We start from the raw sequence: 242 nt of genomic DNA, 5'->3' as shown, positions 1-242 counted from the left end.
GTCGCGCGAGACGAAGCCGGTGCCGCGGATGCTCGGCCCCGGGGTCTCCAAGAGGAGCAGCAGGCGGGCCTCGATGCCGCCGTCGAGGGGATCGGGATCGGGAACCTCGGCGCCGCGGGCCTGCGCGATCTGCCGGGCGAGGGCGCGGATCGGCGCGATGTGGGGATCGTCCAGCAGGGCCTTGCGCGCGACGAGGACGCCCGGGTCGCGCAGGCTCTTCGGTTCGCCGATGCCGGCTGAGG

General features: G+C 75.2%; 1 pseudogene. It reads right to left on the bottom strand.

Annotation, left to right across the window (positions count from 1 at the left end):
- Positions 1-231, bottom strand: a pseudogene (locus AC0IWM_RS23880) (uracil-DNA glycosylase); the annotation flags it as partial.
- Positions 232-242 lie beyond the last annotated feature (11 nt).

The organism is Methylobacterium sp. AC433 (genome assembly GCF_979253015.1).
Note: the sequence above shows the minus strand (reverse complement) of the source record. Positions and strands in the feature narration are given on the sequence as shown.